Annotated in this window: 24 protein-coding genes; 19 read left to right on the forward strand and 5 right to left on the reverse strand. The window is 70.2% G+C overall.

What is annotated here, in order from left to right:
• The first annotated feature begins 4 nt into the window (after nt 1-4).
• The 4 genes from ALA01S_RS19815 (at nt 5) to ALA01S_RS19830 (ending at nt 5,989) form a co-directional block, all read left to right on the forward strand.
• Nucleotides 5-2,596, forward strand: a complete 2,592-nt coding sequence (locus ALA01S_RS19815; RefSeq protein ID WP_066339960.1) for a sensor domain-containing phosphodiesterase — start codon at nt 5-7, stop codon at nt 2,594-2,596.
• 384 nt (nt 2,597-2,980) lie between these two features.
• The gene (locus ALA01S_RS19820; RefSeq protein WP_066339962.1) at nt 2,981-3,808 is read left to right on the forward strand and encodes a 3-oxoadipate:acetyl-CoA acetyltransferase; all 828 of its coding nucleotides are present in this window, start codon (nt 2,981-2,983) and stop codon (nt 3,806-3,808) included.
• Nucleotides 3,809-3,823: 15 nt separating this feature from the next.
• On the forward strand, nt 3,824-4,642 hold the full coding sequence (pcaD, locus tag ALA01S_RS19825; protein WP_066339966.1) for a 3-oxoadipate enol-lactonase: 819 nt from the start codon (nt 3,824-3,826) through the stop codon (nt 4,640-4,642).
• Nucleotides 4,643-4,741: 99 nt separating this feature from the next.
• Nucleotides 4,742-5,989: a benzoate/H(+) symporter BenE family transporter gene (locus ALA01S_RS19830; RefSeq protein WP_084267742.1), complete on the forward strand. Its 1,248-nt coding sequence runs from the start codon at nt 4,742-4,744 to the stop codon at nt 5,987-5,989.
• A 27-nt stretch (nt 5,990-6,016) separates the two neighbouring features.
• Here the strand turns inward: ALA01S_RS19830 and ALA01S_RS19835 are convergent, their stop codons facing one another.
• A complete protein-coding gene (locus ALA01S_RS19835) occupies nt 6,017-7,015 on the reverse strand; it encodes a LysR family transcriptional regulator (protein ID WP_084267743.1) in 999 nt (332 codons plus the stop codon).
• 231 nt (nt 7,016-7,246) lie between these two features.
• Between ALA01S_RS19835 and ALA01S_RS19840 the strand changes: the two genes are divergently transcribed.
• The 7 genes from ALA01S_RS19840 (at nt 7,247) to ALA01S_RS19870 (ending at nt 14,784) form a co-directional block, all read left to right on the forward strand.
• Nucleotides 7,247-8,374, forward strand: coding sequence for a muconate/chloromuconate family cycloisomerase (locus ALA01S_RS19840; protein WP_066339976.1), 1,128 nt, complete (start codon nt 7,247-7,249; stop codon nt 8,372-8,374).
• Between the two features lie 101 nt (nt 8,375-8,475).
• Entirely contained in the window at nt 8,476-9,390 is a 915-nt protein-coding gene (gene catA, locus ALA01S_RS19845) for a catechol 1,2-dioxygenase (RefSeq protein WP_066339978.1), read from the forward strand.
• A gap of 128 nt (nt 9,391-9,518) precedes the next feature.
• Complete coding sequence (benA, locus tag ALA01S_RS19850; RefSeq protein ID WP_066339986.1) at nt 9,519-10,934, forward strand: benzoate 1,2-dioxygenase large subunit; 1,416 nt, start codon at nt 9,519-9,521, stop codon at nt 10,932-10,934.
• 13 nt (nt 10,935-10,947) lie between these two features.
• Entirely contained in the window at nt 10,948-11,433 is a 486-nt protein-coding gene (gene benB / locus ALA01S_RS19855) for a benzoate 1,2-dioxygenase small subunit (RefSeq protein ID WP_066339990.1), read from the forward strand.
• A gap of 69 nt (nt 11,434-11,502) precedes the next feature.
• Complete coding sequence (gene benC, locus ALA01S_RS19860) at nt 11,503-12,510, forward strand: benzoate 1,2-dioxygenase electron transfer component BenC (RefSeq protein ID WP_066339998.1); 1,008 nt, start codon at nt 11,503-11,505, stop codon at nt 12,508-12,510.
• 13 nt (nt 12,511-12,523) lie between these two features.
• Entirely contained in the window at nt 12,524-13,300 is a 777-nt protein-coding gene (locus tag ALA01S_RS19865; RefSeq protein ID WP_066340000.1) for a 1,6-dihydroxycyclohexa-2,4-diene-1-carboxylate dehydrogenase, read from the forward strand.
• Nucleotides 13,301-13,413: 113 nt separating this feature from the next.
• Nucleotides 13,414-14,784, forward strand: a complete 1,371-nt coding sequence (locus ALA01S_RS19870) for an MFS transporter (RefSeq protein WP_066340002.1) — start codon at nt 13,414-13,416, stop codon at nt 14,782-14,784.
• Nucleotides 14,785-15,002: 218 nt separating this feature from the next.
• Here ALA01S_RS19870 and ALA01S_RS19875 read toward each other — a convergent pair whose 3' ends face one another.
• On the reverse strand, nt 15,003-15,443 hold the full coding sequence (locus ALA01S_RS19875) for a GNAT family N-acetyltransferase (RefSeq protein ID WP_066340004.1): 441 nt from the start codon (nt 15,441-15,443) through the stop codon (nt 15,003-15,005).
• Nucleotides 15,444-15,839: 396 nt separating this feature from the next.
• Here ALA01S_RS19875 and ALA01S_RS19880 point away from each other — a divergent pair, with 396 nt between their 5' ends.
• Nucleotides 15,840-16,922, forward strand: a complete 1,083-nt coding sequence (locus ALA01S_RS19880; RefSeq protein WP_066340006.1) for a metallophosphoesterase — start codon at nt 15,840-15,842, stop codon at nt 16,920-16,922.
• A 27-nt stretch (nt 16,923-16,949) separates the two neighbouring features.
• Here the strand turns inward: ALA01S_RS19880 and ALA01S_RS19885 are convergent, their stop codons facing one another.
• The gene (locus ALA01S_RS19885) at nt 16,950-17,471 is read right to left on the reverse strand and encodes a DUF2242 domain-containing protein (protein ID WP_169805966.1); all 522 of its coding nucleotides are present in this window, start codon (nt 17,469-17,471) and stop codon (nt 16,950-16,952) included.
• A gap of 117 nt (nt 17,472-17,588) precedes the next feature.
• Nucleotides 17,589-18,521 (reverse strand): LysR family transcriptional regulator, encoded by a 933-nt coding sequence (locus ALA01S_RS19890; RefSeq protein WP_066340011.1) that lies wholly within the window; start codon nt 18,519-18,521, stop codon nt 17,589-17,591.
• Nucleotides 18,522-18,720: 199 nt separating this feature from the next.
• On the opposite strand from ALA01S_RS19890, the gene ALA01S_RS19895 reads away from it, so the two are divergent.
• From ALA01S_RS19895 to ALA01S_RS19915, 5 genes are read left to right on the forward strand one after another with little or no spacing between them, the layout of a single operon-like run.
• Nucleotides 18,721-20,076, forward strand: coding sequence for an MFS transporter (locus ALA01S_RS19895; protein ID WP_066340013.1), 1,356 nt, complete (start codon nt 18,721-18,723; stop codon nt 20,074-20,076).
• Between the two features lie 35 nt (nt 20,077-20,111).
• Nucleotides 20,112-20,642, forward strand: coding sequence for a 2-oxo-4-hydroxy-4-carboxy-5-ureidoimidazoline decarboxylase (gene uraD / locus ALA01S_RS19900; RefSeq protein WP_066340015.1), 531 nt, complete (start codon nt 20,112-20,114; stop codon nt 20,640-20,642).
• Between the two features lie 17 nt (nt 20,643-20,659).
• Nucleotides 20,660-21,166, forward strand: a complete 507-nt coding sequence (locus ALA01S_RS19905; RefSeq protein ID WP_066340019.1) for a hydroxyisourate hydrolase — start codon at nt 20,660-20,662, stop codon at nt 21,164-21,166.
• 38 nt (nt 21,167-21,204) lie between these two features.
• Nucleotides 21,205-21,561 (forward strand): hydroxyisourate hydrolase, encoded by a 357-nt coding sequence (gene uraH / locus ALA01S_RS19910; protein WP_066340021.1) that lies wholly within the window; start codon nt 21,205-21,207, stop codon nt 21,559-21,561.
• 14 nt (nt 21,562-21,575) lie between these two features.
• Nucleotides 21,576-22,058 carry a nucleoside deaminase gene (locus tag ALA01S_RS19915; protein WP_066340025.1) on the forward strand — a complete coding sequence of 161 codons (483 nt, stop codon included), beginning with the start codon at nt 21,576-21,578 and terminating at the stop codon, nt 22,056-22,058.
• 29 nt (nt 22,059-22,087) lie between these two features.
• Here ALA01S_RS19915 and ALA01S_RS19920 read toward each other — a convergent pair whose 3' ends face one another.
• Nucleotides 22,088-22,720, reverse strand: a complete 633-nt coding sequence (locus tag ALA01S_RS19920; RefSeq protein WP_066340026.1) for a glycoside hydrolase family 19 protein — start codon at nt 22,718-22,720, stop codon at nt 22,088-22,090.
• Nucleotides 22,721-23,045: 325 nt separating this feature from the next.
• Here ALA01S_RS19920 and ALA01S_RS19925 point away from each other — a divergent pair, with 325 nt between their 5' ends.
• Both ALA01S_RS19925 and ALA01S_RS35350 read left to right on the forward strand, forming a co-directional pair.
• Complete coding sequence (locus ALA01S_RS19925; RefSeq protein WP_066340027.1) at nt 23,046-23,723, forward strand: DUF4197 domain-containing protein; 678 nt, start codon at nt 23,046-23,048, stop codon at nt 23,721-23,723.
• Between the two features lie 180 nt (nt 23,724-23,903).
• The coding region (locus tag ALA01S_RS35350; RefSeq protein WP_157119134.1) for a HAMP domain-containing protein at nt 23,904-25,000 on the forward strand (1,097 nt) is incomplete at its 3' end.

Raw genomic sequence — 25,000 nt, forward strand, 5'->3', positions numbered from 1 at the left:
CGATTTGCCCCTCCCGACCCTCAACGAATCCGAACGGCTGCGCGCGCTGCGCGAGCTCGACATCCTGGACTCCGCCCCGGAGCGCGAGTTCGACGCCCTGGCCCAAGCCGCCGCGGCGGTGTGCGACGTGCCCGTCGCCCTGGTCACGCTGGTGGACGCGCACCGCGTGTGGCTCAAGGCCCGCGTGGGCCCGGTGCAGCTCTGCGAGCTGCCGCGCGGGCAAAGCGTCTGCAACCACACCATCGAGCAAGGCGGGCTGCTGGAGGTGGAGGACACCGCGGCCGACGAGCGCTTTGCCCGGCTGCCCCCCCTCAACACCGGCAAGGGGCTGCGCTTTTACGCCGGACTGCCGCTGGAGCTTGACGGCGGCGAGCGCGTGGGCGTGCTGTGCGTGCTGGACGAGCGCCCGCGCCGCCTGAGCGCCACGCAGCGCGAGGTGCTGCACCACCTGGCCACGGCGGTCTCGCGCGCGCTCAAGGGGCGGCGCGCGCTGCTGTCCGAGCGCGCGCTGCGCGAGCAGGCCTGGCATGCGCAGGCGCTGCTGCAAAGCAGCCTGGACGCCATCGTCGCGCTGCGGCTGGACGGCACGGTCATGCACTGGAACGAGGCGGCCACGCGGCTGTTCGGCCACGCGGCGGCCGACATGCTGGGCCAGCCCATCGCCCGCATCGTCCCGGCCGACCGCGCCGGGGAGCAGGCCGACCTGGCGGCGCTGCTGCGCGAGCACCCCGCGGGCCAGCAGTACGAGACGCAGCGGCTGCACCGCGACGGGCAGCCCATCGCCGTCTCGGTGAGCCTGGCGCCGCTGCGCGACCCGCAAGGCGTGCTGGTGGGCGCTACCAAGATCATCCGCGACATCCGCGCCCAGGCCCGCGCCGCGCAGGAGCTGCAGGACGAGCGTCGGCGGCTGGCCTGGATCATCGAGGCCACGGCCGCGGGCACCTGGGAGTGGAACGTGCAGACCGGCCAGACGCGCTTCAACGAGCGCTGGGCCGGTATCCTGGGCCGCACGCTGGACGAGCTGGCCCCCATCTCCATCCAGACCTGGCTGGACCACGCCCACCCCGAGGACCTGCAGCGTTCCGCGGCGCTGCTGCAGCGCCACTTCGACGGCGAGACCGAGACCTACGACTGCGAGGCGCGCATGCGCCACCGCGACGGCCACTGGGTGTGGGTGCTGGTGCGCGGCCGCGTCATGACGCGCACGGCCGACGGGCTGCCGCAGTGGATGTTCGGCACGCACGTGGACATCACCTCGCTGCACCGCCTCAACGAGGAGCTGCGCCACCGCGCCGCGCACGACGCGCTCACCGGGCTGCCCAACCGCACGGAGTTCGAGACGCGGCTGCAGCGGCTGCTGCACCGCTGCGCGGGCGACGGCACGCGCCACGCGCTCATGTACCTGGACCTGGACCAGTTCAAGCTCGTCAACGACGCCTGCGGCCACGCCGCCGGCGACCGGCTGCTGCAGCAGGTGGCGCGGCTGCTGTCCGGCTCGATGCGCTCGCGCGACACGCTCGCGCGCCTGGGCGGCGACGAGTTCGGCCTGCTGCTGGAGCACTGCGACGAGGCGCACGCGCAGCGCGTGGCGCAGCAGATCTGCCAGCGCATGGACGACTTCCGCTTCAGTTGCGAGGAGCAGCGCTTTCGCATCGGCGCCAGCATCGGCCTGGTGCCGGTGGATGCGCGCTGGGGGTCGCTGGCCGCGGTGATGCAGGCGGCCGACACCTCCTGCTACGCGGCCAAGGAGGCCGGGCGCAACCGCGTGCACCGCTGGCACGACAGCGACGCGGCGCTGCGCGCCCGCCAGGGCGAGATGCAACTGGCCACGCGGCTGGAGCAGGCGCTGGACGAGGACCGCTTCGTCCTCTACGCCCAGCGCATCGAGCCCTTGGGCGAGGCCGGGCCGGGCGGCGCCCTGCATGCGGAGCTGCTGCTGCGGCTGCTGGAGCGCGACGGCACGGTGGTGGCGCCGGGGGGCTTCCTGCCGGCGGCCGAGCGCTTCCAGCTGGCGCCGCGCATCGACCGCTGGGTGCTCACGCGCACGCTGGCGCTGCTGCGCGCGCTGCCGGACCTCTCGGTGGTGGACATGCTGTGCGTGAACCTCTCCGGGCAGTCGGTGGGCGACCGCGCCTTCCAGGGCGACGCGCTGGCGGCGCTGGAGGCGGCCGGGCCGCTGCTGTGCCGGCGGCTGTGCCTGGAGATCACGGAGACGGCGGCCGTGACCAACATCGCCGAGGCGTCGGCCTTCATCGCGCAGGCGCGCGCGCTGGGCCTGCGCATCGCGCTGGACGACTTCGGCGCCGGGGCCTCGTCCTTCGGCTACCTGAAGTCGCTGCAGATCGACCTGCTCAAGATCGACGGGCAGTTCGTCCGCAACCTGGTGGACGACCCGCTGGACGACGCCGCCGTGCGCTGCTTCCAGCAGGTGGCGCGCGTGGTGGGCGTGCAGACGGTGGCCGAGTTCGTGGACAGCCCGGCGGTGCTGCAGCGGCTCCAGGAGATAGGCGTGGACCACGCGCAGGGCTATTTGCTGCACAAGCCGCAGCCGGTGGCGCAGGTGCTGCAGGGCGGGACGTCGGCCCCTGCCTTGTAGGCAGCCCCCGCGTACACGGTGTTAGACGGTCTAACACCTGCCGTTGGGCGCCGCCGCGCCGCCGGGTGCAAACGGTCCAGCTGCTCCCGCTCCATGCCTCCAAGGCATGAACTGCAACACCATTGATATTGGACAGGCCAGAGGGCGGCGACCAACATGGCGCCCTCGTTCAGCCATACCTGCCATGCATCCAGCCCCAGCCTTCGTGACGCCCCGCGTGCCGCTTCCCGGCCGCCCGGGGCCGCGCCGGCCGCTGCGCAGGGCAGCGCCGCCGCACCCACGCAGCGGCTGAGCTGCCCGCAAGCACCAGGCCCTTTCACCCGTGCCGCGGCCCCGGGTGCGCCGCCGCATGGCCGACCCGCGCCATTCACCAGGAGACAAGCCATGACAACGACCCCCTGCATCATCACCGTGGCCATCACCGGCTCGCTGCCGCAAAAGCGCGACAACCCGGCCGTGCCCATCACGGTGGCCGAGCAGATCGAGTCCACGCACGAGGCCTTCGAAGCGGGCGCCACCCTGGTGCACCTGCACGTGCGCAACGACGACGGGACGACCACCTCGTCACCCGAGCGCTTCGCGCAGGTGATGGACGGCATCCGCCGCCACTGCCCCGGCATGATCGTCCAGTTCTCCACGGGCGGGCGCTCCGGCGCCGGGCGCGAGCGCGGCGCGCACCTGGCGCTGCGCCCGGACATGGGCTCGCTGGCCACCGGCTCGGTGAACTTCCCCACGCGGGTCTACGACAACGCGCCGGACCTGGTGGAGTGGCTCGCCACCGAGATGCGCGAGCACCACATCAAGCCGGAGATCGAGGCTTTCGACCTGTCCATGGTGTTCCAGGCCGCGCGGCTGCAGCGCGAAGGCTTCATCCGCGGCCTGCTGCACGTGCAGTTCGTGATGGGCATCAGGAACGCCATGCCGGTGGACCGCGAGGTGCTGGAGTTCTACGTGCGCACGCTGCAGCGCGTGGCCCCGGGCTCGACCTGGACGGGCGCGGGCATCGGCCGCGACCAGATGACGCTGGCGCGCTGGTCGCTGGAGCTCGGCGGCCACTGCCGCACCGGCATGGAAGACAACGTGCGCCTGGACAAGGACACCCTGGCCCCCTCCAACGCCGCGCTGGTGCGCGCCGTGGTGCAGCTGTGCGAGGAGCACCACCGCCCCGTGGCCACGCCGGCACAGGCGCGGCAACTGCTGGGCTTGAGCTGAAGCCGCGCCCTCGCCATGAGCAGCACTTTTGAATTCACGCGCAGCCTGCCGCGCCTGCACTACCGGGTGCAGGGCCCGCGCGCGGGCGGCCTGCCGCAGCAGACCTTCGTCCTGGCCCACGCGCTGGGCTGCGACCTGACCCTGTGGGACGCGCTGGCCGACCACCTGGCCGAGCACGCCTGCGTGGTGCGCTACGACCAGCGCGGCCACGGCGCGAGCGACGCGCCCGCCGGCCCCTACGCCATGGCGCAACTGGCCGACGACGCGGCCCGCCTCATCGCCGAGCTGGCCCTGGGCCCGGTGACCTGGGTGGGCCTGTCCCTGGGCGGCATGGTCGGCCAGGAGCTGGCGCTGCGGCACCCGCAGTGCGTGCAGGCGCTGGTGCTGGCCAACACGACCTCGTCCTACCCGGCCGAGGCGCGCGCGGGTTGGGCGCAGCGCATCGCCGGCATACGCGCGGGCGGGCTGGAGGCCATCGTGGACGGCGCGCTGCAGCGCTGGTTCCACGCGGACTTCCATGCCGCGCAGCCCGGCGTGGTGGCGCATTGGCGCGAGCGCGTGCTCGGCTGCGACGCGGCGGGCTACGTGGCCTGCTGCCAGGCCATCGCGGCCGTGGACACCACCGCGCGGCTGCCGCGCATCGAGGTGCCCGCGCTGGTGATGGCCGGCGCGCTGGACCAGGGCACGCCCGTGGCCATGGCCGCCACCATCGCGCGCGGCATTCCCGGCGCGCGGCTGGTGGTGCTGCCGGACGCCTCGCACCTGAGCGTGCTGGAGCAGCCGGTGGCGTTCAAGGAAGCGCTGCAGGACTGGCTGCAGGCCGTGGCGGCCTGAGCGCCCTGCCCGCCCCCTGTGCTTTCCAACGCCCGCCCCGCAGCGGGCGTTTTCGCTTGCGCTCGCGGTTGCCGTTGCAAGCTGCTGGAGGATGAAACCATGCCCGGACGCGACTGGTCCGTTTCCGCCGTCACGGCGGGTTTCCTGGCGGTGCTGATTTCCTACGCCGGCCCGCTGCTGATCTTTTTCCAGGCCGCGCAGGCCGCGCATGCGCCGCCCGCGCTCACGGCCTCGTGGGTGTGGGCCATTTCCATGGGCGCGGCCGCGGCGGGCATGGCCTTGAGCTGGTGGCTGCGGGTGCCGGTGATCACGGCCTGGTCCGCGCCGGGCACGGCCTTGTTGATCACGCTGTTCCCGGCGCTGCCGCTGGCCGAGGCGGTGGGGGCCTACCTCACGGCCGCCGCCATCGTGGTGGCGGTGGGCCTCACCGGCAGCTTCGACGCGCTGATGCGCCGCATCCCGCGCGGCGTGTGCGCGGGGATGATGGCCGGCATCCTCTTTCCCTTCGGCCTGCGCGCGTTCAAGGCGGCGGAGTCCATGCCGCTGCTGACGCTGTGCATGCTGGCGGGCTTCCTGCTGGCGCGGCGCTGGTGGCCGCGCTACCACCTGGTGGCGACGCTGGCGCTGGGCGTGGCGCTGACGGCGGCGCTGGGCGAAGGCGACTGGTCGGCGCTGCGGCTGGAGCTGGCCCACCCGATGTTCACCGCGCCGGCGTGGAGCTGGGCCTCGACGCTGAGCCTGGCCTTGCCGCTGGCGATGGTGAGCCTCACGGGGCAGTTCCTGCCCGGCATGGTCATCCTGCGCGGCGCGGGCTACGCCACGCCGGCGCGGCCGGTGCTGGTGGCCACGGGCCTGGCCTCGCTGGCCATGGCGCCGTTCGGCGGCATCACCACGGTGCTGGCGGCCATCACGGCGGCGCTGTGCACGGGGCGCGAGGCGCACGAGGACCCGGCGCGCCGCTGGGTGGCGGGCGTGGCCAACGGGCTGTTCTACCTGGTGGGCGGCACGCTGGCGGGCAGCATCATCGCCCTCTTCACGGCACTGCCGGCGCAGTTCGTGGCCGTGCTGGCGGGGCTGGCGCTGCTGGGAGCCATTGCCGCCAACGTGCAGGCCGCCATGGCCGACGCCCAGCAGCGCGAGGGCGCGCTCGTGGCCTTCCTCGCCACGGCGTCGGGCCTGACCCTCTTTGGCCTGGGCTCGGCCTTCTGGGGCGTGGTGCTGGGCGGCGCCACGCACGCGGTGCTGCAGTGGCGCCGCCCCGCCGCCGCGCCCGCCTTGCCGCCCACGCCGGCGGCACCCGCGAACGCCGCCCTGCCCTCGCCGGGCCCGGCACCGCTGAGCCGCTGAAGGCCTCGGGCCGCGGCGCGCGCGCCGTCACGCCGGGTGCGGGTCAGGGCCGGTGGCGTCCTGGCCCGCGTCGCCGGCCTCCGCGGCCTGCGCGCTCACCGCCGCCCAGGCCGCGGCCTCCACGCGACGCCTGGCCTCGGCCTGCTCGCGGTAGATCTGGTCGATGAGCGAGCGCAGCAGCACGATGTCCTCGTTCTGGTCCTGCGCCCGCGTGCTCATGACGATGGGCGACACCGCCTGCTCGTCGGACAGCGGCCGGTACACCACCTCGTCCGGCCGCAGCCGGCTCACGCCCGTGGGCACCACGCACACGCCCATGCCCGCGGCCACCAGGCCCAGCGCGGTTTGAATCTCCTGCACCTCGTGCACCGTGCCGGGCTCCAAACCCTGGTCGCGGAATAAGGACAAAACCTGGTCGGCATAACTTGGACGTGGAGATTTAGGGTAAACCAGAATATCCCGATGCGCCAACGCGGCCAACAGCAGCGGCATGTCGGGGATGGCCAGCTCATGCTCCATGGGTATGGCCACCACCAGACGCTCCATGCGCAGCACCTCGCGCTTGATGGCCGGGTCGTCCAGCTTCAGCCGGCCGAAGCCCACGTCCACGCGGCCGGCCTTGAGGGCCTCGGTCTGGTCCAGGGTGGACATCTCCACCAGGGAGAGCTCCGTCTGCGGCCGCGCCGCGCGGAACAGCCGCACCAGCCGCGGCAGCGCGCCGTACATGGTGGAGGCGACGAAACCGATCACCAGCCGCCGCTCCATGCGCGCGATGCGCCGCGTGGCCCGCTGCGCCTGCGCCGCCTGCTCCAGCAGCCGCGTCGCCTGCCCGTAGAAGAAGCGCCCGGCCTCGGTGAGCTTCAGCGGCCGCGATCCGCGCTCGAACAGCGGCGTGCCCAGCTCCTCCTCCAGGTCCTGGATCTGCCGGCTCAGGGGCGGCTGCGAGATGTGCAGCCGCTCGGCGGCCCGGGTGAAGTTCTGCTCGTCGGCCACGGCGACGAAGTAGCGCAGGTGACGCAGTTCCATTTGCATGCCTTCAAGGTATGAAAGCAGTCTAAAAGCGTCTTGGACTGGCGGCAAGCGGCTGCCTAATATTCACGGCATTCAAGGCAGACATTAAAAACCAAGCAGCCCGGGATATTTACCTCAGAAGGCTCGCCTGGATTTTCAAATCCGCCTCTCAACTGTTTGGCCAAGCCATGGGGATATTCCCCCGAGGGGTGGCCATGGAAATGGCGCAAGCCGCCGGGAATTGAAATGAGCTCTCAACTCAGTATTGTTTCGGTCGAGACGCTGCTGGTGGACGTGCCCACCATCCGGGCCCACAAGCTCTCCGTGGCGACCATGAACCACCAGACGCTGGTGCTGGTGCGCATCACGGCCAGCGACGGCATCGTGAGCTGGGGCGAAGGCACGACCATAGGCGGCCTGGCCTACGGCGAGGAGAGCCCGCAGAGCATCAAGGTCAACGTCGACACCTACGTCGCGCCCCTGCTCGTGGGCGAGGACCCGCGCGCCGTGGCGCGGCTGATGGCGCAGGTGAACCAGCGCATCCAGGGCAACCGCTTCGCCAAGTGCGCGGTGGAAACCGCGCTGTACGACGGCCAGGCCAAGCGGCTGGGCGTGCCGCTGAGCGAGCTGTTCGGCGGCCGGGTGCGCGAGAGCATTCCCGTGGCCTGGACGCTGGCCAGCGGCGACACCCGGCGCGACATCGCCGAGGCCGAGCGCATGCTGGAGCTGCGCCGCCACAACGTCTTCAAGCTCAAGATCGGCCTGCGCAGCGTCAAGGACGACGTGGCCCACGTGGCCGCCATCAAGCGGGCGCTGGGCGACATGGCCAGCGTGCGCATCGACGCCAACCAGGCCTGGTCGGTGACCGAGGCGCTCGAAGGCCTGCGCATGCTGGCCGACGCGGGCATCGACATGGCCGAGCAGCCCATCGCCGCGCACGACAAGCTGGGCCTGCGCCGGCTCACGCAGGCCAACATCCTGCCGGTGATGGCCGACGAGGCGCTGCACGGCCCGCGCGACGCCTTCGAGGTGGCCAGCACGCAGGCGGCCGACATCTTCGCCGTGAAGATCAACCAGTCCGGCGGCCTGCGCGGCGCGGCGCAGGTGGCGGGCATCGCCCAGGCCGCGGGTATCGCGCTCTACGGCGGCACCATGCTCGAAGGCGCCGTGGGCACCCTGGCCTCGGCCCAGGTGTTCTCCACCTTCCACGACCTGGCCTGGGGCACCGAGCTGTTCGGCCCGCTGCTGCTGACCGAGGAAATCCTCGTCGAGCCCCTGCCCTACCGCGATTTCTCGCTGCAGTTGCCCACGCGCCCCGGCCTGGGGATCGAGATCGACGAAGCCAAGCTCGCGCGGCTGCGCCGCGACCGCTGAGCAGGTCTTCCTTCAGGCCCCACCGACCCTTTTCAAACCCGGCCTCCCGAGCCGACACCGCCCACCCTTGCTCATTGCAAGCACCCCACGAGGAGACATCCATGGACAAGAAGACGATTGACGCACTGATGACCCGCTTCGAGACGACCGGCGTCGTCGGCGAGGGCAACCCCCGCACCAAGGCCATCGTCGGCCGCCTGGTGCGCGACCTGATGCTGGCCATCGAGGAGCTGGACATCAGCGCCGCAGAGTTCTGGGCCGGCCTGAACTTCCTGAGCGAAGCCGGCCGCAACAACGAGATGGGCCTGATCGCCCCCGGCATCGGCATCGAGCACTTCCTGGACCTGCGCATGGACGAGGCCGAGGCCCGCGCCGGCCTGAAGGGCGGCACGCCGCGCACCATCGAGGGCCCGCTGTACGTGGCCGGCGCCCCCGTGGTGCAGGGCGAGGCGCGCATGGACGACGGCCAGTCGCCCGGCGAGGTGGTGGTCATGGAAGGCACGGTGCGCGGCACCGACGGCCAGCCCATCGCCGGCGCCAAGGTGGAGGCGTGGCATGCCAACCACCTGGGCAACTACTCCTTCTTCGACAAGACGCAAAGCGCCTTCAACCTGCGCCGCACCATCGTCACCGACGCCCAGGGCCGCTACAAGTTCCGCAGCATCATGCCCGTGGGCTACAGCTGCCCTCCCGGCGGCTCCACCGAACGCTTGCTCACGCAACTGGGCCGCCACGGCCACCGCCCCGCGCACATCCACTTCTTCGTGAGCGCGCCGGGCCACCGCAAGCTCACCACGCAGATCAACATCGAGAACGATCCGCACCTGTGGGACGACTTCGCCTTCGGCACCCGCCAGGGCCTGGTGCCGCCCGTGCACACCAACAACGACGCGGCCGCCATGCAGGCGCTGGGCGTGGACAAGCCCTTCTACGAGATCAAGTTCGATTTCACCCTGCATGCCGAGCAGGCCGGCGCCCCGGCGACCGATTTCGCCCGCCCCCGCGCCGCGGCCTGACCAGGCCCCCCGCCTTCCGCTGAAAAGAGGCTGACTGTTCACCCGGGCGCGCCGCCAGGCGGCCCGGGCTGGGCGAAGCCTTGCCCGACTTTCATTGCCCGCGGCTCCGTGCGGGCCTGGAGACAAGCATGAGCACTTCCGCACCCCTCGCCGACGTCAAGAAGCGCCTGGCCGGCATGCTGGTGGAGGACGCCGACCGGCACGTCTACCGCCTGCACCGCAGCGCCTTCACCGACGAAACCCTGTTCGACCTGGAGATGAAGCACATCTTCGAGGGCAACTGGATCTACCTGGCCCACGAGAGCCAGATCCCCAACCCCAACGACTACCTGACGACGACCATCGGCCGCCAGCCCATCGTCATCACGCGCAACAAGGCCGGCGAGCTCAACGCCATCATCAACGCCTGCTCGCACCGCGGCGCCACGCTGTGCCGCCACAAGAAGGGCAACAAGGCCAGTTTTACTTGCACCTTCCACGGCTGGACGTTCAACAACTCGGGCAAGCTGCTCAAGGTGAAGGATGCGAACGGGGCGGGCTACCCCGACACCTTCAACAAGGACGGCAGCCACGATCTCAAGAAGGTCGCGCGCTTCGAGAGCTACCGCGGCTTCCTGTTCGGCAGCCTGAACCCCGACGTGCCGCCGCTCACCGAGTTCCTGGGCGAGTCCACCAAGATCATCGACATGATCGTGGACCAGTCGCCTGAAGGGCTGGAAGTGCTGCGCGGCTCCTCCACCTACACCTTCGACGGCAACTGGAAGCTGCAGGCCGAGAACGGCGCCGACGGCTACCACGTCAGCTCCGTGCACTGGAACTACGCGGCCACCACCAACCAGCGCAAGCTGGCCGCCGCGGGCGACAACATCAAGGCCATGGACGCGGGCAGCTGGGCCAAGCAAGGCGGCGGCTTCTACTCCTTCGAGCACGGCCACATGCTGCTGTGGACCAAGTGGGCCAACCCCGAAGACCGGCCCGCCTACCCGATCCGTGACCAGCTCGCCGCGCAGCACGGCGCGGCCAAGGCCGACTGGATGATCGGCCACTCGCGCAACCTGTGCCTCTACCCCAACGTCTACCTGATGGACCAGTTCAGCTCGCAGATCCGCGTGCTGCGCCCCATCGCCGTGGACAAGACCGAGGTCACCATCTATTGCATCGCCCCCAAGGGCGAGTCGGCCGAGGCGCGCGCGCGCCGCATCCGCCAGTACGAGGACTTCTTCAACGCCACCGGCATGGCCACGCCTGACGACCTGGAGGAGTTCCGCGCCTGCCAGCAGGGCTACGCCGGCATCGCACTGGAGTGGAACGACATGTGCCGCGGCGCCAAGCAGTGGGTGCAGGGCCCGGACGACGCCGCCAAGGAAATCGGCCTGAACCCCACGCTCTCCGGCGTGAAGACCGAGGACGAGGGCCTCTACACCGAGCAGCACCGCTACTGGCTGCAGACCATGCAGCGCGCCGTCGAGACCGAGGAGGCCCGCGAGGCCGCCGGCGTCGAGCACGTCGTGTGCGGCCACCAGCACGCCTGCGACCACGCCTGAGGGAGAAGCCGACATGATGACCATTGAACAAGTCCAGGCCTTCCTGTTCCGCGAAGCCCGGCTGCTGGACGACAAGCAGTGGGACGAGTGGCTCACCTGCTACCACCCCGACGCCGAGTTCTGGATGCCCGCGTGGGACGACGACGACGAGCTCACCCGCGACCCGCAGCGCGAGATCTCGCTGATCTACTACCCCAACCGCGGCGGCCTGGAAGACCGGGTGTTCCGCATCAAGACCGAGCGCTCGGCCGCCAGCACGCCGGACCCGCGCACGGGGCACAACATCCACAACGTGGAGATCGTGTCGCAGCAGGGCGAGCAGCTGGTGGTGCGCTTCAACTGGCACACGCTGAGCTACCGCTACCACACGACCGACAGCTACTTCGGCACCAGCCACTACACGCTGGACCTGACCAGCGGCCAGCCGCTGATCAAGCGCAAGGTCGTGGTCCTGAAGAACGACTACATCCACCACGTGGTGGACGTCTATCACATCTGAGACAGCGGCCCGCGAAAAGTGCCTGCCCGGCGGGCACTTTTCGTCAAGGCCACGCACAGGAGACAAGCCATGCCCCACCAGATTGCCCTCCAGTTCGAGGACGGCCTCACCCGCTTCATCGAGGCCAACCCGTCCGAAACCGTGGCCGACGCCGCCTACCGCCAAGGCGTCAACATCCCGCTGGACTGCCGCGACGGCGCCTGCGGCACCTGCAAATGCTTCGCGGAGGCCGGCCGCTACGAGATGGGCGAGTACATCGAGGACGCGCTCAGCGAGGACGAGGCCGCCCAAGGTTTCGTGCTCACCTGCCAGATGCGCGCCCAAAGCGACTGCGTGGTGCGCGTGCCCGCCTCCTCGGCCGTGTGCCGCACGCAGCAGGCCTCGTTCGATGCCGCCATCAGCGAGGTGCGCCAGCTCTCGCCCAGCACCATCTCGCTGACGGTGCAGGGCGAGTCGCTGAACAAGCTGGCCTTCCTGCCCGGCCAGTACGTGAACCTGCAGGTGCCCGGCAGCGCCGCCACGCGCGCCTACTCGTTCAGCTCGCTGCCCAAGGGCGGATCCGTGTCCTTCCTCATCCGCAACGTCCCCGGCGGGCTGATGAGCAGCTTCCTCACCAGCCTGGCCAAGGAGGGCGACCGCATGACGCTCACCGGCCCGCTGGGAAGCTTTTACCTGCGCGACATCCAGCGGCCGCTGCTGCTGCTGGCCGGCGGCACGGGCCTGGCGCCCTTCACCGCCATGCTGGAGAAGATCGCGGCCGGGGGCAGCGCGCATCCGCTGCACCTGATCTACGGCGTGACGAACGACGCCGACCTGGTGGAGATGGACAAGCTGCAGGACTTTGCCGCGCGCATCCCCAACTTCACCTTCAGCGCCTGCGTGGCCAGCGCCGAGAGCGCCTGGCCGCGCAAGGGCTATGTGACGCAACACATCGAGCCGGCGCACCTGCACGACGGCGAAGTGGACATCTATCTTTGCGGCCCGCCGCCCATGGTGGAGGCGGTGAGCCGGTTTGTTCGCGAGCAAGGTATAGAGCCCGCGAATTTCTACTTTGAAAAGTTCGCGGCCAGCGCCTGAGGAGAACACGACCATGAGCCAACGTTTCAAGGACAAGGTGGCCGTCGTCACCGGCGCGGCCCAGGGCATAGGCCGCCGCGTGGTGGAGCGCATGCTGGAGGAAGGCGCCCGCGTGGCGGCGGTGGACCGCTCGGAGCTGGTGCACGAGCTGGCCTCGCTGCCCAACGCGGCCGAGCGGCTGCTCACGCTCACGGCCGACCTGGAGCGCAACGCCGACGCCGAGCGCGTGATGGCCGACACCGTGGCGCGCTTCGGCCGGCTGGACGTGCTGGTCAACAACGTGGGCGGCACGATTTGGGCCAAGCCCTTCGAGCACTACCGCGAGCACGAGATCGAGGCCGAGGTGCGACGCTCGCTCTTCCCCACGCTGTGGTGCTGCCACGCGGCGCTGCCGCAGATGATCGAGCAGGGCAGCGGTTCCATCGTCAACGTCTCGTCGATTGCCACGCGCGGCGTCAACCGCGTGCCCTATGGCGCGGCCAAGGGCGGCGTCAACGCGCTCACGGCCTGCCTGGCCTTCGAGAACGCGCAGCGCGGCATACGCGTCAACGCCACCGCGCCGGGCGGCACCGAGGCACCGCCGCGGCGCATTCCGCGCAATGCGCAGCAGCCCACCGAGCAGGAAAAGGCCTGGTACCAGCAGATCGTGGACCAGACCGTGCAGTCCAGCCTGATGAAGCGCTACGGGACGATCGAGGAGCAGGTGGGCGCCATCTTGTTCCTGGCCTCCGACGAGGCGGCCTACATCACCGGCGTGACGCTGCCCGTGGGCGGCGGCGACCTGGGCTGACGCGCCCGGCGCCAGCCCCCTTCCCGGGCGCCAGCCGGCGCCCGGCCCGCGCAAGGCGGGCCACCGGAGCGGCCGCAGAGCCGCCGTCCACATCGAATTCCTAGGAGACTCCCATGAGACACATCGACGTCCACCAGGTGGCCGACGAGGCCCGCTTCAACCGCTTCCACGGCCTCGTGCTGTTCTGGTGCGCGCTCATCATCATCTTTGACGGCTACGACCTGGCCGTGGCCGGCATCGCGCTGCCGTCCATCATGAAGGAGATGGGCGTGGACCCGACGCGCGCGGGCTTCATGGTCAGCTCGGCCCTCTTCGGCATGATGTTCGGCGCCATTTTCCTGGGCACCATCGCCGACCGCATTGGGCGGCGCTGGGCCATTGCCATCTGCATCGCGCTCTTCAGCGTGTTCACGGCGGCGGCCGGCACGACCAGCGACCCGGTGATGTTCAGCGCCACGCGCTTCCTCGCCGGCCTGGGCATAGGCGGCGTGATGCCCAACGTGGTGGCGCAGATGACGGAGTACGCGCCCAGGCGGCTGCGCGCCACGCTGGTGACGCTGATGTTCAGCGGCTACGCGGTGGGCGGCATGCTCGCGGCGCTGCTGGGCAAGGGCTTGATTGAAAGCTACGGCTGGCAGTCGGTGTTCGTGGCGGCGGTGCTGCCGGTGGTGCTGATCCCGTTCATCCTGCGCTCGCTGCCGGAGTCCATGCCTTTCCTGCTCAAGACGGGGCGGCATGAGGAACTGAAAGCCATCGTGGCGCGGCTGGAGCCGTCGCTGCGGCCCACGGAAGCAGACCGCTTTGCGATGCCTGAAGCCGCCCGTGCCGGCAGCGCGCCGGTGCGCGACCTGTTCCAGGAAGGGCGCGGCTTCAGCACGGCGATGTTCTGGGTGGCCTTCTTCATGTGCCTGTTCATGGTCTACGCCCTGAGCTCCTGGCTCACCAAGCTGATGGCCGGCGCCGGCTACAGCCTGGGCTCGGCGCTGACCTTCGTCCTGACGCTGAACTTCGGCGCGGTCATAGGCGCCGTGGGCGGCGGCTGGCTGGCCGACCGTTTCCACATCAAGTGGGTGCTGTGCTCCATGTACGTGCTGGCGGCCGTGTCCATCACGCTGCTGGGCACGCCGCTGCCGACGTGGGCGCTGTTCGTGGTGGTGGGCCTGGCCGGCGCCTCGACCATAGGCACGCAGATCGTGACCTATGCCTACGCGGGGCAGTTCTACCCGACGGCCATCCGCTCCACGGGCATTGGCGTGGCGTCCGGCGTGGGCCGCAGCGGGGCCATCCTGGCGCCCATCGTGATCGGCTCGCTGGTGAGCATGGCGCTGCCGCTGCAGCAGAACTTCGTGGCCATCGCCATCCCGGCGGTGATCGCGGCGGTGGCGGTGGCCATGATCCGGCACGGCCGCTCGGCTTCGGCGCGGCAGCCTGCCGCAGAGCCCGTGGCCAATACCCGTGCGGTGGCCGCCGGCAACAACGCCTGATCGGCCTGGCCTGGAAACATTCACCGCAGCGCTTGAATATTCAGGACATCAGGGCGGCGGGCCCTGGCGAAGCCTGAAATTCAAGCCGCGGCGGGTTCAAAAGGCTTTTTGAATTCGTCTCCGTGCGATGGCGCCGCCGTAAGGCGCTTTCTTGCCCGACGCTGCCCAGCCCTGCGCCCCAACGCAAGGCTGGGCGGGGTCGGGATTTTTTTGTTTTCTCAGCCCAGCAGTTTGCGGTACTGCAGGAAACCCGATTTGTCGGCGATGCGGTCATAGAGCTTCATCGCGTTCTCGTTGGTTTCGTGCGTGAGCCAGTACACGCGCGCGGCGCCCGCCGCGGCGGCCTGGGCATACACGTGCTCGATCAGCGCCCGGCCGATGCCCTGGCCGCGCCTGTCTTCCGCAGCGTACAAATCCTGCAGATAACAGTAATTGCCCGTGGTCCAGCAACTGCGGTGGTCGATGAAATGGACCAGGCCGACCAACCGGCCTTCGTCCTCGGCCACGGCGCAGTGCATGGGCTCGGCGGCGTCGTGGAAGCGCGCCCAGGTCTGGTCCGTCACCGCCTGGGGAATATCGGATTTGTAAAACCGTTGGTAGGCCTGCCACAGCGGCAGCCATTGCTCGTAGTCGCGGGGTTCGGCGGCGCGGATCAGCATGGGGTTTCCTCGTTCAAAAGGCCGCGAATTACAACATACACGAGTAAGCACTTTCCCAAGCACACCACGCCGGCCTGCGATTTCCCGGTTCCAAGCCTGGTGCACTGGGCAGCGTCAGGACAGTGAAAGCCATTGGGAGGTGAATTCCAGAATTCAGCCGAGCCATCAAGGTGGCGGGGAACAAATCCGGTGCTGTATTTGTCTGGATGCATCGTGTATGTGTCGTGCAAATGCACATGAGCGGCTCAAGCTGTTTTGAAAAAATGCAGCCGCCGTATTGGCCCGTGAGCCGCGCCCGCGCGCGGCGCTGTTGTGGCAGGCCGACGTTTGAAATGGCCGGCGTGGCGGCAGCCGACAATGCGGCCACCGAAGTGAGTTTGAAAACGGAATTTCGCCATGCTTGCCCCGCTGCCCGCCGGACCCCTGGACATCGTGGGCGACATCCATGGCGAGCACGACGCGCTGTGCGCACTGCTGGCGGCGCTGGGGTATGACGAGGCGGGCAGGCACCCGCAAGGCCGGCGCCTGGTGTTCGTGGGCGACCTGTGCGACCGCGGGCCGGACAGCCCGGGCGTCGTGCGCCGCGTGCGCGAGCTGGTGCGCGCCGGCCGCGCCCATGCCGTGCTGGGCAACCACGAGCTGAACCTGCTGCGCGGCGAGCGCAAGCAGGGCAGCGACTGGTTCTGGAACGAGGGCGCGCACCGCGACGAGCGTTTCCGTCCCTACGCCACCCTCGGCGGCGAGGCCGAGCGTGCCGAGGTACTGGCCTTCTTCGAGGAATTACCACTGGGCCTGGAGCGCGACGACCTGCGCGTGGCGCATGCCGCCTGGCACGCGCCCTCGGTGGCGCGGCTGAAGGCGCTTTCCAACGGGGACGGCCTGGGAGCGCTGTTCGAGCGGCTGGACGACGAGGCCGGCGCCCTGCTGTTGGGCGAAGGCTGGCGCGCGGCGGCCCGCGCCGAGAAGGCGCCCTGGCGCCATCACTTGGGCGACCCCACCGCGCCCGTGCCCATGCTGGAGGCCGTGGCCCATTGCGACGAGGCGCGCCAGCACCTGAACCCGCTGCGCGTGCTCACGCTGGGCCTGGAGCGGCGGGCCGAGGCGCCCTTCTTCCACAACGGGCAGTGGCGCTTCACCGAGCGCGTGCGCTGGTGGCAGGACTACGCCGAGGACACGCCCGTGGTCGTGGGCCATTTCTGGCGCCATTTCCCCCCGCTGCAGCGCGCGCACTTGGGCCGTGGCGGCCCGGACCTGTTCAGCGACGTGCCGCACCACGCCTGGCTGGGCCCACGCGGCAAGGTGTTCTGCGTGGATTACGCCGTGGGCGGCCGCTGGCTGGAGCGCCGCGGCGAGGTGCCCGCCGGCTACACCCGGCTGGCCGCCCTGCGCTGGCCGGAGCGCACGCTGGTGCTGGAAGACGGCAGCACGCTGGCGACCACGGCGTTCGACAGCAGCCCCTGCGCCGAAGCGGCGCAGTAAATCAATAGCCCGATATTATTTTTGGATTTAAAACTCCGAAAAATCCTTCAAATCGGACCCGGCCTGGTCGCTGGGCAATTTGCTGGGCGAATCCAGGTACCTGTCCAGGATTTCGAAAAACCGGTCATAAAACCGCGGCGCGGTGACGGTTTCGCTGGCGACTTTCACCATGGAATCCGTGCCCGTGGAAAACGGCAGCGACAGCGAGCCCAGCGCGCCCACGCCCACGCTGGCGGAGTTGCTGCTTTTCTTGAGCTCGTAGTGCTCCTGCACGGCGCTCACGAACACCACGGCGCGGTGCTCGGCATCGGCGCGCGCGGCCTCGGTGCACACCACGCGGATCTCCATTTCCACATGGTGGCCGCTGGGCATCTGGAAATTCTTGCGGCCGCGCATTTCCGTGGGCTGCACGGTGGCCACCACGTAACCCTGGCTCAGCAGCGCCTGGCGCGAGGCCTCGCACGCATTGGCCGGCTCCACGGCCACGGTGCGCGAAAAACGGTCGGTCGCGTCGAAATTCTCGACCAGCTTGCCGCTGGGCGGTTTCATGGAGCCGCAGCCCGCGAGCTGCAGCAGCAATAAAGCGGCAACAAATACTTTTGCCGCCGGAAATTGGGATAACCAACGCATGCCGGGATTATCCCGGAAGGCCTGAATGTCCCCCTATCACGCTGCGGCGCCCGGCGGCGCCAGCCCCCGCGCGGCCTCGCCCATGAGCGCGCGCAGCCAGCGGTGCGCGGGCGCGGCCTGCGAGCGCTCGTGCCAGAGCTGGTAGAAGCGCATGGCCGGAAAGTCAAAGGGCGCGGGGACGATGGCCAGCGGCAGCAGCCCCGCGTAGTGCGCGGCGAAGTGCCGCGCGGTGGTGAAGACCAGGTCCGTCTCCACCAGCAGTTGCGGTGCCAGCTCGAAGTACGGCACCGCCACGCGCGCGTCCCGCGACAGGCGCAGCCCCGCCAAGTGCGTCTCCACCAGCCCGCGCTGCGCGGCCGAGTACGGCAGCGGCACCAGGTGGCGCGCGGCCAGGTACTGCTCGCGCGTGAAGCCGCCGGCCGCGCGCGGGTGGCGGCGGCTCACCAGGCACACGACCTCGTCTTCCAGCAGCAGCGACAGGTGCAGCGAGGGCGGCGGGCTGGGCCAGTTGCCGATGACCAGGTCCAGCTCGCCCTGCGCCAGCGCCTGCTCCACGTCCACCGACGCACCCAGCGGCCGCACCTCCAGCCGCGCGCGCGGCGCCTCGCGGCAAAAGCGCGCGACCACGGCGGCCAGGAAGGGCGCGGCCATGAAGTCCGGCGAGCCGATGCGAAACGTGGCCTGGCTGGCCCCGGGGTCGAAGTGCTCGGGGCCGGACAGCATGGCGTCCATCTCGCCCAACGCGCGCCGGGCCTGCTCGCGCAGCAGCAGCGCGCGCTCGGTGGGCGCCATGCCGCCCTTCTCGCGCACGAGCAGCGGATCGTTGAAGAGCTCGCGCAGCCGCTTGAGCGCCGTGCTCACCGCCGGCTGCGACTGCCCAAGCCGTATGGCCGCGCGCGAGACGTTGCGCTCGTTGACCAGCGTCACCAGCACGCGCAGCAGGTGGCTGTCCAGGGGATCGCGGTTCATGGCGGCAGGCGACCCTTTATTCGGTTTTCCGAATGGCGCTTATAGCAGCGCCCGTGCGCCGTGCCGCGCCCGCGCCGGGACACTGCGCCCACTGCGGACACACCCCCTTGTCCCTGAACCGGCGAGCGGCGCGACGCGCCCGCCGCCTTCCACCACCGACCACCGGCCGCAACGCCCCCGCGGCCCAGGAGACCGGCCCATGACCACCGCAACCCGCGTTGCGCCCGCCTGCGCGGCACCCCTGGCCGCCCCCGGCGAGCTCGACGGCATCTACCGCAAGATCCTCAAGCGGCTCATCCCATTCCTCATGGTGCTGTGGGTGCTGGCGTGGATAGACCGCGTCAACATCGGCTTCGTCAAGCTCACCATGCTGGACGACCTGAAGTGGAGCGAGGCCATCTACGGCTTGGGCGCCGGCATCTTCTTCCTCGGCTACTTCTTCTTCGAGGTGCCCAGCAACCTGCTGCTGCAGAAGATAGGTGCCAAGAAGACCATCATGCGCATCACCATCGGCTGGGGCCTCACCAGCATCGCCATGATGTTCGTGACCACGCCGGGGATGTTCTATTTCCTGCGCTTCCTGCTGGGCGTGTTCGAAGCCGGCTTCTACCCCGGGATCATTCTTTATCTGACCTACTGGTTCCCGGACCAGCGCCGCGCCAAGGCCTTCGGCCTCTTCATGTCGGCGTCGGCCCTGGCGGGCGTGATCGGCGGGCCGCTGGCCGGCACCATCATGACCACGCTCAACGGCGTCAACGGGTGGCAAGGGTGGCAGTGGGTGTTCCTGCTGGAAGGCATCCCGTCCGTCATCGCCGGCGTGGTGACCTGGTTCTACCTGACCGACAAGCCGTCCCAGGCGGCCTGGCTCACGCAGCGCGAACGCACGCTGGTGCAGGCCGACCTGGAGCGCGACCAGCGCGCCCTGGGCCATCGCGAGCACAGCCTGCTGGCCTCGCTCAAGGATGGGCGCATCTGGCTGCTCATCCTGGTCTTCTTCTGCATCATCGCGGCCAACTCCTCGCTGACCTTCTACGGGCCGACGCTGGTCAAGGAAGTGGGCTTCACCAGCCCGGCGGCGGTGGGCTGGATCATGTCCGTGGCCTATCTCTTCGGCGCGGCGGGGATGATCCTCAACGGCGCCCACTCCGACCGCCACCAGGAAGCCCGGCTGCACTGCGGCCTGGCCGCCGCGCTGGGTGCGGCCTCGCTGCTGGCCATGGCGCTGCTGCTGCCCTTGGGCGCGCTGCCCACGCTGGTGGCGCTGACGCTGGCCATCGTGGGCACCATGAGCGCCATCCCCGTGTTCTGGCAAATGCCCAACCGCGTGCTGGCCGGCTCGGCCGCGGCCGGCGGCCTGGCCCTCATCAACTCGGTGGCCAACCTCGCGGGCTTCGGCGCGCCCTACATGCTGGGCCTCATCAAGACCTCCACCGGCAGCCTCACCACCGGGCTGTACGTGGTGGCGGCCGTCGAGATCTGCGCCACGGCGCTCATCCTGGCCTTCGTCCCGCGCCTGTCGCGCGCCCCGCTGCCGGCCGCGCAGCCCGCGCACTGAAAGCACCCCGGTTTCACCCTCAACCTCCCGACGCCATGACGACCCTGACCACGCCCCTGTCGCTGAACGACATCAACGCCCTGGACCGCGACGCCTTCGTCGCCGCGCTGGGCCGCAGCTTCGAGCACTCGCCCTGGGTGGCCGAAGGCGCCTGGTCCGCACGGCCCTTTCGCAGCGTGGAGCAGCTCCACGCGGCCCTGATGGACGTGGTGCGCCGGGCGCCGCGCGAGCGCCAGCTCGCCTTCCTGCGCGCCCACCCCGAGCTCGCCGGCCGCGAGGCGCAGGCCGGCACCATGACGGACGAATCCGTCGCCGAGCAGTCCAGCGCCGGCCTCGACGCGCTGAGCCGCGAGGAGTTCCAGCGCCTGAACGCGCTCAACGGCGCCTACCGCGAGCGCCACGGCTTTCCCTTCATCATCGCGGCGCGGCGCCACGGTAAGGCGCAGATCCTGGCCGAGCTGCAGCGGCGCACGCAGCGCGACAGCGAGCAGGAGCTGCACGAAGCCCTGGCGCAGATCGCCGACATCAGCCGCCTGCGCGTGGACGCGCTGGCCCGCGCCGCTTGAGAGTCCGGGAGCACGCCATGCCCACCCTGATCCAAGACCCGGCGGCGCGCCGCCGCTTCCTGCGCACCGGCCTGGCCCTGGGCGGCGCCGCGCTGCCCGCGCTGGGCGCGGCAGCCGCCGAGTCGCCGGCCGGCCTCACCGCCGCCCCGCGCTCCCAGGCCGGCGCCCCGCCGCGCCTGACCGTGCACGCCATTGACGGCTACCACGGCGCCACCGGCGCGGGGCTGCTGATGACGCTCTCCCGCTTCGAGGACGGCAAGGGCTGGCAGCCGCTCGCCACCGCCCGCACCGTGGCCGGCGGCCGCACCGCGCAGCCGCTGCTCGAAGGCGAGGCCTACCGCGCCGGCCGCTACGAGCTGCTGCTGCACTTGGGCGACTATTTCAAGGCGCTGGGCGCGAAGCAGGCGCAGCCGGCCTTCCTGTCCGAAGTGCCGCTGCGCTTCGTGGTGCGCGACGCGGCCGAGCGCGTGCACCTGCCCGTGCTGTTCTCGCCTTGGGGCTACTCGTACTACCGCGGCAGTTGAAGTCGGCGCCACCCACAACCCACAGAAGGAGACACCCCATGGCCGGCATTTCCACCCATGTGCTCGACAACCACGGCGGCCGCCCGGGCGCGGGCATGCGCATCGATTTCTCCATGCGGCGCGACGGGCGCTGGCAGCTCGTCAAGACGCTGCGCACCAACGCCGACGGCCGCACCGACGAGCCGGTGCTCAGCGCCGACGCCGCCCAACCCGGCGAGTACGAGCTGAGCTTCCACGTGGCCGAGTTCTACGAGCGCCAGGGCCTGCGCGCGGACGAGGCCCTGTTCGTGGACCAGACCGTGCCCGTGCGCTTTGCCATCGCCGACGTCCAGCAGCACTACCACGTGCCGCTGCTGTGCACGCCCTGGAGCGCCTCCACCTACCGCGGCAGTTGAAAGGACTTCTCCCAATGACCCTGGACGACACCACCGCCATGCAGCGCGCCATCGCCGCCTCGCGCCGCGCGCTGGCCGCGGGCAACCGGCCCTACGGCGCCGTGCTGCTCTCCCCCGAAGGCCGCCTGCTGCACGAAGCCTGCAACCGCCAGGAGACGGACGCCGACGACACCGCCCACGCCGAGCTGGTGCTGGTGCGCGAGGCGCAGGCCCGCCTGGGCCGCGACGCGCTGCGCGGCGCCACCGTGTTCGCCAGCGGCGAGCCCTGCGCCATGTGCGCGGGCGCGATGTTCTGGGCCGGCGTGCGCCGCATCGTGTGGGCCGCCTCCAACCCGCTCATGGCCGAGCTGTTGGGCGGCGAGCTGTTGGGCGGCGAGCTGCTGCCCGCGCGCTGCGCCGACGTGCTGGCGGGCAGCCGGCCGCCCGTGCTCGTGGAAGGGCCGCTGCTGGAGCGGGAAGCGGCCGAGGTGCTGCGCCAGGCGCGGCCGGCCCCCTGAGTGGGCCGCGCGCCCCCCGCGGCAGCGCCTCAGCAGCGCATGTCCTCCAGCGCCGCCAGCGCGCCGCGGTAGAGGGCGCGGCGCTCGTAGAGCCCGCACATGGGCGAGACCTGCTCGTGGGCGAAGCGGGTGATGGCGTCGAACTGCAGCCGGTCGGCCATCTCGTTGAAGCCGCGGCGCTGCCAGAACCAGGCCGCGGCCAGGCAGGCGTCGGCCGGGCGCGCCACGAGGTCCGGCAACGCCTCGTAGGGGCGCTGCAGCGCGGCACCGGCCTCGCAGTAGCTGGCGCGGCCCAGCAGCCGGATCAGCCCGCGCCCGCGGTAGCGCCAGCCGTCACCGCTGGCGGCGTCGCCGTTGCCGTGGCGGCCGGCAAACACCTGGTTGGCCAGCGCCTGCGGCGCGCACACCAGGCTTTCGGCGGCGTCGAGGTCAGGCACCCTGTCCGGCCACATCACGCAGATGCGCTCCGGCGTGCGAAACACCATGCCCTCCTCCAGCGCCACCAGCCCGCGGCTTTCGAAAGCGCATTGCGACACGAAGGCGGCAATGCGCGCCGGCGTGCGGATGTCGAACCGCTCGCAGGCCTGCGCCAGCAAGGGGGTGAAGGTATCGGCAACCCGCGGCGAGATGCCCGCGGCGGCCAGCGTGGCGTAGGTCAACATGCCGGGTCCCGGAAATTCCTGACGACGCTCACTGTTCCGCCCCACCCCGCAGCTGGGTAGGGCGCCCCAAGGCGACGCCTGATCACGGGGGTGGTCAGGGCCGCATGAAACAAGTTTGCGCGCTGCAGCAAAGCCCGGCGAGGGGCAAATGCACGCTCGGCCGGCCCGGATTGCATCCGGGCGTATCCAATCGGATCACCTTCGCGCCCAGGGCTTTCCCGGGAATACCGGCCATGCCCCGGGGGCGTGCTCCGGGGATGGACAAGGCACGATGAGCAGTCTTCGCGCGGTTCTAGAATTGATTCGAAACAAGTTGGAGAAGCAGATGCAGCGTCGCGTGTTCCTGGTGGCCATTCCGGTGGCCTGTGCGGCGGGCGTGCCGGGCCTGGCGCAGGCAGCCGTTTCGTCGGCGGACGCCGCCACCGGCATACGTGCGGCGCTGGAGCGGGGCGCGGCCAGCGCGGTGGCGTTGTTGGGCCGCCCGGGCGGCTTTCTGGACAACCCCAAGGTGCGCATCCCGCTGCCGCCGGCGCTGGAGCAGGCCTCGGGCGTGTTGAAGCTCATGGGGCAGCAGCGCCGGGTGGACGAGCTCGTCACGGCCATGAACCGCGCCGCCGAGGCGGCCGTGCCGGAAGCCAAGGCGCTGCTGGTGGAGGCCGTGCGCTCCATGTCGGTGGAGGACGCCCTGGGCATCGTCCGCGGCGGCGACACCTCGGTGACGGACTTCTTCGCCTCGCGCACCCGGCAGCCGCTCACGCAGCGCTTCCTGCCCATCGTCACCCGCGCCACCGAGAAGGTGTCGCTGGCCCAGAGCTACAACGAGCTCGTGGGCAAGGCCGGCGCCATGGGCTTGGTCAAGGCCGAGGATGCCAACTTGGAGCGCCACGTGACGGCCAAGGCGGTGGACGGGCTGTACCTGATGATCGGCGAGGAGGAGCGCCGCATCCGCCAGGACCCCATCGCCACGGGCAGCGCCATCCTGCAAAAGGTTTTCGGCAGGTGAGCAAACCTTCACGCTGCCGTGCACGCCAGCACCGCGTTTGTAGCCTCCTGACACAAATAATCTGACTTCACGCAAACACGGGCTTGACTTGGCACAGATCAAGTTGGCCCGTCCTGCTGCAAAGTCCGCCGCGGAAGTACCGCCGCAGCATCCGCGGTCCGGAGGAGAGGAACAGCTTTCATGAAACTTGCCGACTTCAAGATCGGGCTCCGTTTGGGCACGGCCTTCTGGCTGATCATGCTCATGTCTTTCGCATCTTCCGGTCTGTCGCTCTACAAGCTGTCGGAAATCCAGGAGAACCTGGAAGTGGTGGTGAAGAAGAACAACGTGGCCAGTGCGTATGCGCACACCATGAGTGACGCCATCCACAACGCCAACCGCATCCTGCCGACGCTGGTGCTGGTCACCGACGAGGCCGAGCGCGGCAAGCTCAAGGAAGAGCTGGAGAGCAACGCCAAGATCTACGACGTCTCGCGCGAGGCGCTCAAGGACATCCACACCTCGCAAGAATTCGACGCCCTGCTCAAGCAGCTCGACGACGCCCGCTTTGCCGCGCGGCCGATCAACGAGGAGCTGTACAAGCTGGCGATGATCGACCACCGCGATGAGGCGATGACGCTGCTCATGACCAAGGCCCGCCCGCTGAACCTGGCCTGGCAGGCCCTGGTGGAAGAGACCATCCGGCTGCAGGACGCCGCCAACTGGCAGACCTACGAGCATGCCGAGGCCACCTACGCCGGCGCGCGCAACCTGCTCATAGGCTGCACCGCGGCCATGATGGCGCTGTCCATGCTCATGGGCCTGCTGATCACGCGCTCCATCACCCGTCCGCTCAAGCGCGCCTGCGATGTGGCGCTGCGCGTGGCCGAGGGCGACTTGGGCGCGCAAGTGGTGGTCGAGGGCAGCGACGAGACCGCGCAGCTGCTGGGCGCGCTCAACACCATGCAGGACAAGCTCACGGTCACGGTGGCGCGCGTGCGCGACAACGCCGAGGGCGTGGCCACGGCCAGCGCGCAGATTGCGCAAGGCAACCTGGACCTGAGCCAGCGCACCGAGCAGCAGGCCACGTCGCTGGAGCAGACGTCCGCGGCCATGGACCGGCTGGGCGCCACCGTCAAGCACAACGACGACAACGCCAGCCAGGCCAACCAGCTCGCCGTGGGCGCCTCCTCCGTGGCGGCCAAGGGCGGCACGGTGGTGGCGCAGGTGGTGGAGACCATGCGCGGCATCGAGGCCAGCTCGCACAAGATCGCCGACATCATCGGCGTGATCGACAG

This window comes from Azohydromonas lata NBRC 102462, from assembly GCF_001571085.1.
Classification (GTDB): Bacteria; Pseudomonadota; Gammaproteobacteria; order Burkholderiales; family Burkholderiaceae_C; genus Azohydromonas; species Azohydromonas lata.